The sequence below is a fragment of the Streptomyces sp. NPDC041970 genome, from assembly GCF_055588985.1.
Map to the genome: position 1 here is coordinate 124196 of NZ_JBVJCD010000001.1, position 10255 is coordinate 134450.

Consider the following 10255-nt stretch of genomic DNA (forward strand, 5'->3'; position numbering starts at 1 on the left):
ACGAGGGTGCGTTCCTCCGCGGCGGGTCGCCCGGGTCGACGCGGCGGGGCGGGGGCGGCGGTGGTCAGCTCGCCGGCACACTCGGTCCGCTCGGCGTGGACGCCCCGGCGCGGTGGGTGGCCCGGTGGGACCCGAGGCGGCCGTGGCGGGCCCCGGCTGTGCCGTGACCGCGGGCGGGCCGTCCCCCTGCCGCGGTGAGGAAGCGCGGCTCGGCCGCGTCGCCGACCCGACGTCGTGCGGGGCGCCCTGTGCTACGGGCCGCCTCGGTCGCCCGGCGGCGGGCCGTCCGCGTCGGCCTCCAGGGCTACGGCTGCCGGGCCGTCGCCCGCGCCGCCCGGCAGGCGGGCGCGGGCGACCGTCACGGTCGGCGTGCTCGCGGGGCTGTCACTTCGCTTCCTCCAGCGTGGCGTACCCGGGGGTCACCGCGGCCTTGTCGGAGCCCTCCTGGAGCTGGAAGAGCGAGCCGAAGGGACGCTCCGCGAACGGCAGGCGCCATGCCCCGGCCTCCACGCGCGCCGTGTCCGACACACGGCCGCGCAGCAGTTTCACTCCGGGCTCGTTGTGGCCGGCGTGCGGGCCGAAGTGGATCGGATAGGCGTCGGCCGCCCGGTAGGCCGGCAGGAAGGCGCGGCGGTACCGGTCGGAGCGGTTCGAGGAGGAGTAGTGCAGGAGCAGGGGGTGGATGAAGACCACACTGCCCGCGGGCGCCTCGATGGACACGGCGAGCGCCGGGTCGGGGGCGTCGGCCCCCGCTACCTTGCCGCGGAAGAAGCCGTCGACGTAGTGGTCGGCGAGGCCGCGGAGGTGGGAGCCGGGGACGGCCTGGAGGGCGGAGTTCTCGATGGTGGTGTCGTCGAGGTAGACGAGGGCCGTCACCAGGTCGGTGTTGGTGTGGGGGTAGTAGGCGAAGTCCTGGTGCCAGTCCACGACGCTGCCCACGTGCGGGGCCTTGAGGTGGAGCTTGCTGTAGTGGAACAGGATGTCGGGGCCGATGAGCGCCTCGACGTGGTCGAGCAGCTTGGGGTGGGCGGCGGCCTGCTCGAACGCGGAATGCTGTTTGGTGGGCGACCAGATCCGGCGGGCCATGCCGTTGTCGCCCGGCTCCACTTCGGCGACCGAGCCGATGTCGGCGACGTCCAGGATCTCCGTGATGGCGGTGTTGAGCTCGGCGACCTCACTCGGATCGAAGAGGCGCTCGGCGACCGCGAAGCCGTTCTCGCGGTACTCCTTGACGAGCGCGGCGGTGTCAGGTGCGGACATGCGCGGGGTTCCTCATCTTTGCGTAAGCGGTTCCAGCTCGTCCCGTCGGGGACCGGCCGGACTGGTGTGGTGGCGGGTCGCGTGGGCGCCGGACCGACTCCTGATCGGTCTCCGACCGGTGAGGCGTCCGGAGGGAACGGCGGCGCCCGGTGTCTTCGGGCCCCCGCGCAACCCACTCGGCCCGCGCGCGGCGTCGACCGTCGTGGCCGGAGCCGGCCGCATGGCCGACCCCCGTCGCCGGCGCCTGCCACCGGCGACGGCGGAAGCACGGGGAGCGGCGGAGTCCGTACGGGTCCGCCGGGCGATGACTGCCCGGCGGACCCGCGCCGGCTCGAAGGCGACACCGACCGGGCGTCGCAGCCCGCTGCCCCCGTGCGGGCCGGGGAGGGCGGTCGGGCGCCTCCCCGGCCCAGGGCGCTCGGCCGGACCCCGGCCGGTCGCGTCTCCGGCACGGGGACGCGGGACGCCCCCGTGAGGCCCCGACCGGTTCGCTCCTCAGACGCCCGAGGTCTCCACCTGCTTGGCGAAGGTGTCCTCGTAGATCTCCCGGAAGAACAGCGCGAGGATCTCCTGGACGTCGTCGATGTACTTGAACACCTTCTGGAAGTCCTCCTCGCTGAAGATCAGTTGGTGGAGGATGTCCCACATCTCCTGGGAGTGGTCCTCGGTGGTGTCGACGTGGAGGTGGGCGGCCTGCCCCTTGACGTTCTCCTTGCCGAGCCGCGTCTGGAGGTTCTCGACGATGGCCGGCTGGAGCTTGACCTGCGTGTACTCCACCAGGTAGTTGGAGACGACCGGGGCGATGACCGACTCGTGCTCGAGGGTGTAGTAGAAGAAGCCCTCGAGGAGACGGGTGGAGAGGTAGGGCTCGGTGGCGAGGATCTCCTCCTCGGTGACGCCGGCGGCCGCGGCGTCGCTGATGTACAGCTTGTCGTGGAGCATCTCCTCGGCCTGGTACTGCGCGTAGTCGCGGGCGGCCCTGGGGGAGACCTGGGCGATCTTGTAGATGGCCTTGCTCTGGCTGACCCGCGAGAGACGGATACGCCACACGTGCTCGATGAGGGTGCGGCGGTAGTACGCCTGGTGGAGTTCCGGTTCGGTCAGGTGGGACGCGAAGGGGACGCTGTCCTTCCACTCCTGCATCTTCTTGTCCATGTAGCGGTCGAGCTCGGCCTTCTTCAGACGGCTCTGCTCTTCGTTGTAGAACGGCTTCGGGTGGGCGATCCCGGTGTTCTGCACGCGATTCATCGTGTTCTCCTTCGTAACGGGGTTCGCGGGGAGACGTTCACGGAAGGGTCGGAGTGCGGCGCCGCCCGCGGTCAGCGGTAGCGGACATGGAAGTGCTCCGTCGCATGTCGGTCGAGGAAGTCGGTCTCGGCCCGGAGGTCGTCGGCCGCCACGTCCCACAGTGCGTCCATCAGGCAGATCCCCCGGTCGGACGCATCGAGTTCGGTTCCCTCCGCCACGTGGACGCGCAGGATCCGGGGCGGGCGGGTGGGCGGCTCGAAGCGGATCGCGTCGACGGTCCGCCCCTTCTCTCCGTACTTGCTGAGGAACACGGTCGCCCGGGTGGGCGCGCCGGTGCGCAGGGCCTCCACCTGGGAGGCGCGGGTGAGTCGGTCGTGGAAGGCGTCCCGCTCGCCGGCGGGCAGCAGCAGGGACTCGGTCCACAGGTCGAGGAGGGAGTGCCCGGTGACGGTCTGGACGCTGGCGTCGATCAGACTGCCGCCCATCCGGGGGTTGATCTCGATGATCTCCCAGCGCTTCCTCGACTCCCAGTACTTGACCTCGATGTGGAAGACGCCGGCGGCCAACCCGCGACCCGCCAGTGAGGCGAGGCAGTCGGTGACGTACTCCGCTCCCTCCAGGACGAGTCCGCGGTCGATGCTCATGGGCGGGCTGACCGACATCCCCTCCAGCGTGGTCCGCTCCAGGCGTTCCACGCGGGCCTTCTCGTGGACGCACAGGTGGTGGATCCGGCCGTCGAGGACGAACGTCTCGAAGCTGAACTCCGGGCCCTCGACGTACTCCTCGACGAGGAAGTCGTACCGGTCCATGAAGATCGCCTTCATACGCCGGTCGGCGCGCATCTGCTCCTGGATCGCGGGCAGGTCGGCCAGGTCGTCGACGTCGTTCAGGACGAAGGTCGCGAAGGACGAGGCGCCGCGCACCGGCTTGACGAACCAGCGGGCGGAGGGGTCGAGTTCGGGGGTCACGCCGGGAGCGAGCCTGTGGAGCCGGACCTCGCTCAGCCCCTCGGCGAAGAGGTGGCGGCGCAGTTCGTACTTGTCGAGGCAGAGGCGCAGCGCGGCCTCGGCGGAGTCGTGCGCGCCGAGCCGCTCGTTGAGTTCCGCCATCAGCAGCCGGTAGCCCTCGAAGGAGGCGAGGGCTGCCTCGACCCGGTAGCCCCGGTCGGCGAACGCGCGAACGGCCTTGTCGAGATCGCCCGAGCTCAGTTCGGGTTCCTCGGTGACCACGCAGTCCGCCACGTGGCGGCGGCTCGCCTCCAGGACCCCCGGCGTCTCCGGCCGGGAGCTGAGGGCGACCAGGGGCAGGCCGAGCCCGGCGGCGGCCGCGGCGAGCTCCTCGGTGTACGACTTGCCCTGGTGCATGAGGAGCAGGATGGCTCTCTTCATCTGTGCATCTCCTCGGAGTTCCGGGGCCGCCCTCAGCGCTGACGGCCCGACAGCCGGTCCGCGGTCTCGCGCTGGTGGGCGCGCAGGATCTCCACGAGCCGGGCGGCGCCGCCCTCACGGATCGGGTCGACGACGGGCAGTCCGGTATCGGCCTCCAGCTTCTCGGTCTCGCGGCGGTAGTCCTCCTCGGAGAAGCCGTGGCTGTTGACGCTGACGGCGGCGACCTTGGCGGGCCGTTCGAAGACGGAGAGCTCCTCGTTCATGCGGATGAGCTCGGGGATGGGGATGATGGGCGTCTCCCAGACCTTGGTGTGCTCGGCGCCGAGGCGGTGGCAGAAGACCAGAGCGTGCGGCAGGGCGCCGTGGAGGATGGCGAGGGCGACGCCGCTGAACCCGATGTGGTTGAGGGAGCCCTGGCCCTCGACGACGACCCATTCGTTGCCGGCGGCGGCCTCCAGGACGACCTGCTCGACGGCGCCGGCCATGAAGTCGCCGGGCACGCCGTCGACCGCGATGCCATGGCCGGAGATCAACATGCCGCTCTGGCCGGTGGCCGCGAAGCCGGTGCGGATGCCGCTGCGGTTGGCCTCGTTCCAGATCTGCAGGGCGGCGGTCTTCTTGCCGATGTTGGAGTCGCTGCCGCACGTGTGGATGACCCAGGTGTCCAGGTCCAGGACGCGGGCCTTGTTGAGCTGCACTGCCGGGGCGTCCTTGGTCTCCCAGACGGTGATGCCCTTCTCGCGGACGGCACGGGCGATGTCCGGGTCGTCGGTGAGGCGGTAGTGGATCGAGTTGATCAGGTGCAGGCCGTTCTGGACGGCCGCGAGGAGGTGGGGCTTCCAGGCGGAGGGCAGGTTGGCCGAGTGCAGGCCCTTGCCAATGACCATGACCTCGGGGCGCAGGTGCAGAGCTTGCTCGACGCGGCTGACGATCGGGATCGCGCCGCCGTAGCCGAGGACGTCCTGAACGGTCTGGCCGGCCTTGCGGCTGTCGATCACGGCGACGCAGCGGTCCCCGTTGTAGCGGACCAGCGAGGCGGCGATCTTGCTGGTGAAGAGTCCGAAGCACCCCTCGGCGAACAGCACGAAGCTCTTGCCCACCAGCTCCGCATGGCTCAACTGACCCACGTCTTCCTCCACGGACTCGACGGTTCTCTCACCGATGGCACGAGATGGTTCGGATGGTCTACGGGACAGGCTCGGTCGTCAGGCGGTACTGCGCACGTGCCTGGCGCACGGCCTCCTCGATCTGCTCCTGGGTGCCGCCCCGGAAGAGGAAGCGGCCGCCCTGGAGCGTGGCGTACGTGCCGGGCCGGGAGACCAGGACCTCGCCCGGCCTCGGGACCAACTCGCGGTACAAGTAGGGGACTCGACCCAGAAGCGAGGTGGCGGCGGTGACCTTCCGGGGCAGTGGCTTGGGTCCCTGGACGATCAGCCAGCCGCCGCTCAGCTTCGGATCGGGGACAGGCGGGTCGACCGGGCGGCCGAGCAGCACGTCGACCCACAGCCGGAAGAGATTCACGCCGTGGACGTCGTTGATGACGTACGGCACGTCGGCGCCGGGCACCCGGGCGCCGACCTCCAGGAACACCAGCTCGTCGCCGGTGTCGAAGAGTTCGAGGTGGAAGGCGGAGGCGCGCAGACCGAGCGCGGTCAGGCAGCGCATGGCGAAGTCCTCGCAGCGGCCGCGCAGCGCGGGGTCCGTCTGGAAGACCGAACCGAGCGGTGCGCCCAGGAGCTCGAAGTCCAGACAGGTGGAGACGTAGCGCGAGGTGCACAGGAACAGCGGCTTGCCCGCGGCGTCCAGGACGCCGTCGACGTGCAGGATCTCGCCCTGCACGAACTCCTCGATCTCTAGGTCGTGCAGGCTCCGTTCGGCACACAGGGCCCGCAGTTCCTCGGCCGAGGCGATCGCGCGCACACCCTGGCTGGACGCCCCTCGCACCGGCTTGACGATCACGGGGTAGCCGAACTCCTCGGCGGCCGCGAGGACCTGGTCCTCGGTGTGGCAGGACGCCCAGCGCGGCACTCGGAGGCCGGCGCGCGACACCCTCTCCTTCATGACGGTCTTGTCGCAGAACCGGGAGGTCTCCTCAGGGCCGGAGCCCGCAACGCCGTACCGCTCGCGCAGGGCCGCCGCGAGATCGAGGAGCATTTCGGAGAAACCAATGATGTGGTCGAACGGTCCTTCTTCGCGAACGACGGCGTCGACGCGTTCCATCACGCCGTCCACGTCGCCGAAGTCCGGCACGATGTGGACCCGTTCGGCGTCGGCGGGCACTCCGCTGCGGCTGCCCTCGTCACAGACGTAGGTGACGCGGTCGGTCTCCGGATCGAAGACCACATCGGGAGCGGCGAGGCGGTTCTCCCAGCGCCGCTCGTCCTCGTGCAAGGGCCAGCGGGTCAAGAACAGGATTGCGCCGGACATGAATTTCGTCCTCACGGTTCACAGGGAGCATGGACGTGCCCGGCCTGGGGCGGCCGGTTGACGACGGCGGGCCTTTTGGAACCGAAGAATGAACCCGAACCTGAATACCGGGAACGGCCCCCAACGTGTTGATCGCGCTGCCACAGCCTTGCATGAGAACGGCCTGGTCAGAATAGGACCTAAGTCCCAGCGCCCCCGGCGCCGCAGGCGCCCGAGCACGCCCGTACGTGCGGCCGGGCCGTGGAACGCGGTGAACGGCGCCATCGGGCCGTGGGAGGCCACCGACGGACGAGGCGTCTTGCCGCGTGGAGCCGACCAAGGCGCGGGAACGCACATCACCCCAGGTCATCAAGGCCCCTTCTGGTGCCGCCGCCCGCCGGCCGGCCGTCACGCGGCGGACCACCGGGTTCGGGGAGCCCCGCCACGCGGGAACCCGTGAGCCCTGACGGACCGGACCGGAGGAGCACCGGGGGCCGCCGCCGTGACGGCGTACCCGGCGGTGGAAGAGGGTCTGGACCCCCCCTGGCGCCGGAAGCGTCATGGGTAGATGGACCTATTGCCCAGGCGTCTCACGGGACACAGAATTCTTACCGCACCCCCACCGCCGGAGGGGGCTGCCGTGCGCGCCAGGAGATCTTTCCGAACCGACGCCCCGACATCGAAACGCCAAGCAGTGGGACGACATGTCCTCGCTCCGCGGATATCGCCGTCCCCGGACGTCGAAGCGACATCGCTTGCGAGATATCAGACGGCGAACGATGAGAAAAAGGAGATCACGAGGATGCTGCTGAAGGTTGATCCGGTCGATTCCTTTTCCGGAACTTTCCGCGTCCCTTCTTCGAAACCGGAGACACAACGGGCCATTCTGACCGGCACACTGGCCGAGGGCACGTCACGCGTCTACAACGACCTCCGTTGCGACGAGACGGAGACCATGAAGAACGCTTGCCGTGCCTTCGGCGCCAGAATAACCGAGCACGACGGTTTCCTGGAGATCGAGGGCATCGGAGGGGCGCTCCCGGACATCCGGCGCGTCATCCAGTCCCGCGGCTCGGGCCTGGTGTTCCGCGTCGTGACGGCGCTGGCGTCCGTACTGCCGGCACCGGTCGTGGTGACGGGCGACGCGACCCTCTGCAAGCGCGTGATGGAGCCCCTGCTGGCGGCGCTGCGCGAACTCGGCGCGGACATCGAGTCGATCGTCGACGAGAACAAGGCCCCGGTCGTCAACTGGGGGCGCGGCCTGAAGGGCGGCACCTGCCGACTGCCGGGCGACATCAGCTCGCAGTTCATCACCGCCATCCTGTTCGCCGCGCCGCTGGCCGACGGCCCGGTGGAGATCGAGGTGACGGGCGAGGTCTATTCCCAGTCGTACATCCGGCAGACGCTGGCGAGCCTGACCGACGCGGGCATCAAGGTGTCCGCGTCGGAGGACATGCGCCACTACCAGGTGCAGCCCTCCTCCTACCAGGCCCAGGACGTCACCACGCACGAGGACTACACCTCGGCGTCGTACCTGCTGGCCGCCGCCGCGCTCTTCCCGGGCCGGACCGTCCTGACCAACGTGTACGGCGACAGTATGCAGGGCGAGTTCGCGATCGTCCCGATCCTGCAGCAGCTCGGGGTGGGCATCACCTTCGACCGGGCCACCTCCTCGCTGACCGTCGACAACCCGCAGGGCAGCCTGTGCGGCGACTTCGAGGTGGACGTGCGGGACTGCCCCAACATCGTGCCCACGCTCGCCGCCCTCGGGGCGTACGTGCAGGGCAGCCTGCGGGTGACCGGCGGACGCCTCACCCGCTTCCACAAGGCGTCGCGCATCGAGGCGATGGCCGCCGAACTGACCCGCGCCGGCGTGGACATCGAGGTCCTGTACGACGACGGGGTCTGCGACGGCTTCGAGGTCCGCGGCGCGCGGACCTACCCCGGCGGAGTGACGCTGTCCAGTTGGGGCGACCACCGCATCTTCATGTCGCTGTTCGTGGCGGGCCTGCGGATGCAGTCCGCCAACCGGTTCTCGGGCTACGAAGACGTCCGGCTGTCCTTTCCCACCTTCATGGAGGAGTTCGCCAGGGCGGGGGTGCGGACCACGGCCGTCGAGGAGGAGAGCGCGCCCGCTGGGGCCGTCGCCTGAGCCCGTCCGCGGCGACCCCGGCGGCACGCGCCACCGGACCCGACAGGTGAGCGAAACGCGCTGATGCCCATGGCAGAGGTGCCGGCGCGCGGGCTGGATCCCACACCCGCGCGCCGTCGCGGCCCACGGCCCCGGACGCACGACGCCTCGTACGACCGTCCGCTTCCCCCCCCGTTCAGGAAGTTCTCTCGATGCCCCCTGCACCTGCCCCCCGGCTGCGTCTCGACGTCTCCGGGCTGCCTCGCTACGTCCCCGGCCGGGTCGCGCCCAGTGACCTGGTGGACAAGTTGTCGTCGAACGAGAACCCCTACCCCCCGCTGCCGTCGGTCGTGGCCGTCCTGCGCGAGGAGCTGGGGCGCGTCAACCGCTATCCCGATTCCAGGAGCGCTGAACTGGTCGGGGAGCTGTCCACCGCCCTCGCGGTGCCCCCGGACCACCTCGTGCCCGGCACCGGGTCCCTCGGGGTCACCAAGGACCTGTTGGGCGCCGCGGCCGGCGAGGGGGACGAAGTGCTGTTCGCCTGGCGCTCGTTCGAGGCGTATCCGCTGCTCGTCTGGGCCACCGGGGCGACCCCTGTGCAGGTCCCGCTGCGTGACGAGCGGCATGACCTGGAGGCCATGGCCGACGCGTTGACCGACCGCACTCGCGCGATCATCGTGTGCAACCCCAACAACCCGACCGGCACAGCGGTGCACCGCGGTGAGTTGGAGCGCTTCCTCGACCGGGTGCCGGACCAGGTGCTGGTGGTGCTCGACGAGGCGTACCGCGAGTTCGTCGACGACACCGACGTACCCGACGGCATCGAGCTCTACCGAGACCGTCCCAACGTCGCCGTCCTGCGCACCTTCTCCAAGGCGTACGGGCTGGCGCGACTGCGCGTCGGCTACGCGGTCGCGCATCCGCCGGTCGCGGCCGCGCTGCGGGCCTGCACCATACCGTTCGGCGTCAGCGGGCTCGCCCAGGTCGCCGCGCGGGCCTCGTTGCACGCGGCGCCCGAACTGCTGGAGCGCGTGCGGACCCTGGTGGCCGAGCGCGTCCGGGTCACCGCGGCCCTGCGGGGGGCGGGGTGGAGCGTTCCTGACAGCCAGGCCAACTTCGTATGGATACGCCTCGGTCCGCACACGCCGGTGTTCGCCGACGCGTGCGAGGCGGCGGGCGTCATGGTGCGTCCCTTCGGCGACGAGGGGGTGCGGATCACCATCGGCACCCCCGAGGAGAACGACCGTCTGCTGAAGATCGCGGGCGACTGGCGGGTGTGAGGCCCCGCCGCGGACCCGGCGTCCCCGCGTGACGCGGGTCCCCTGCTCGCGGACGGAGCCGGGGTGCACGGGTCCGGGCACCGGGCCCGCGTGCCTGAGGGGCGGCCTCGGAGAAGAGCTCCGACAAGGGGCCGCTCAGGAGGTGAGGCCGGCGCACTGGGCGTAGAGGGCGGCCTGAGTGCGGTCGGTGGCGCCGATCTTGAAATATATGCTGCTGAGGTGGTTCTTCACGGTCTTCTCGGATATGTCGAGTTCTCGGGCGATGAGCCGGTTGCTCAACCCCCGTGCCAGCAGGCTGAGTACGTCCCGCTCGCGTGCGGTGAGGGCGGGACCGGCGGGAAGGGCGTCTTCCTCGGGGGCGGGAGCGGACGCCGGAGCGGAAGGGGCCGTTTCCCCGGAGCCGGTCAGTCCGAAGTCTCGGGCGTAGAGGGCGGCTTGAGTGCGGTGGGTGGCGCCGATCTTGAAATATATGCTGCTGAGGTGGTTCTTCACGGTCTTCTCGGATATGTCGAGTTCTCGGGCGATGAGCCGGTTGCTCAACC

General features: G+C 70.3%; 8 protein-coding genes. 2 read left to right on the top strand and 6 right to left on the bottom strand.

Features of this window, described 5'->3' with window-relative positions:
* Positions 1–384: 384 nt before the first annotated feature.
* The 5 genes from ACZ6EJ_RS00585 to ACZ6EJ_RS00605 form a co-directional block, all read right to left on the bottom strand.
* The gene (locus ACZ6EJ_RS00585) at positions 385–1260 is read right to left on the bottom strand and encodes a phytanoyl-CoA dioxygenase family protein (RefSeq protein ID WP_469263379.1); all 876 of its coding nucleotides are present in this window, start codon (positions 1258–1260) and stop codon (positions 385–387) included.
* 495 nt (positions 1261–1755) lie between these two features.
* The gene (locus tag ACZ6EJ_RS00590; RefSeq protein WP_469263380.1) at positions 1756–2508 is read right to left on the bottom strand and encodes an iron-containing redox enzyme family protein; all 753 of its coding nucleotides are present in this window, start codon (positions 2506–2508) and stop codon (positions 1756–1758) included.
* Positions 2509–2579: 71 nt separating this feature from the next.
* Positions 2580–3896, bottom strand: coding sequence for an ATP-grasp domain-containing protein (locus tag ACZ6EJ_RS00595; RefSeq protein WP_469263381.1), 1317 nt, complete (start codon positions 3894–3896; stop codon positions 2580–2582).
* Positions 3897–3928: 32 nt separating this feature from the next.
* Positions 3929–5035 (bottom strand): DUF1611 domain-containing protein, encoded by a 1107-nt coding sequence (locus ACZ6EJ_RS00600; RefSeq protein WP_469263383.1) that lies wholly within the window; start codon positions 5033–5035, stop codon positions 3929–3931.
* A gap of 46 nt (positions 5036–5081) precedes the next feature.
* Positions 5082–6323 carry an ATP-grasp domain-containing protein gene (locus ACZ6EJ_RS00605; protein ID WP_469263384.1) on the bottom strand — a complete coding sequence of 414 codons (1242 nt, stop codon included), beginning with the start codon at positions 6321–6323 and terminating at the stop codon, positions 5082–5084.
* Positions 6324–7104: 781 nt separating this feature from the next.
* Between ACZ6EJ_RS00605 and aroA the strand changes: the two genes are divergently transcribed.
* Positions 7105–8454, top strand: coding sequence for a 3-phosphoshikimate 1-carboxyvinyltransferase (aroA, locus tag ACZ6EJ_RS00610; protein ID WP_469263386.1), 1350 nt, complete (start codon positions 7105–7107; stop codon positions 8452–8454).
* A gap of 191 nt (positions 8455–8645) precedes the next feature.
* Complete coding sequence (locus tag ACZ6EJ_RS00615; protein WP_469263387.1) at positions 8646–9713, top strand: histidinol-phosphate transaminase; 1068 nt, start codon at positions 8646–8648, stop codon at positions 9711–9713.
* Positions 9714–9848: 135 nt separating this feature from the next.
* Here the strand turns inward: ACZ6EJ_RS00615 and ACZ6EJ_RS00620 are convergent.
* A partial coding sequence (locus ACZ6EJ_RS00620) for a response regulator transcription factor (protein ID WP_469263389.1) occupies positions 9849–10255 on the bottom strand: 407 nt, incomplete at its 5' end.

What these genes read in the sequence shown, in the direction of transcription:
- ACZ6EJ_RS00590 (WP_469263380.1), bottom strand. Translation starts at nt 2,508, where the DNA reads ATGAATCGCGTGCAGAACACCGGGATCGCCCACCCGAAGCCGTTCTAC.
- aroA (WP_469263386.1), top strand. Translation starts at nt 7,105, where the DNA reads ATGCTGCTGAAGGTTGATCCGGTCGATTCCTTTTCCGGAACTTTCCGC.
- ACZ6EJ_RS00605 (WP_469263384.1), bottom strand. Translation starts at nt 6,323, where the DNA reads ATGTCCGGCGCAATCCTGTTCTTGACCCGCTGGCCCTTGCACGAGGAC.
- ACZ6EJ_RS00595 (WP_469263381.1), bottom strand. Translation starts at nt 3,896, where the DNA reads ATGAAGAGAGCCATCCTGCTCCTCATGCACCAGGGCAAGTCGTACACC.
- ACZ6EJ_RS00615 (WP_469263387.1), top strand. Translation starts at nt 8,646, where the DNA reads ATGCCCCCTGCACCTGCCCCCCGGCTGCGTCTCGACGTCTCCGGGCTG.
- ACZ6EJ_RS00585 (WP_469263379.1), bottom strand. Translation starts at nt 1,260, where the DNA reads ATGTCCGCACCTGACACCGCCGCGCTCGTCAAGGAGTACCGCGAGAAC.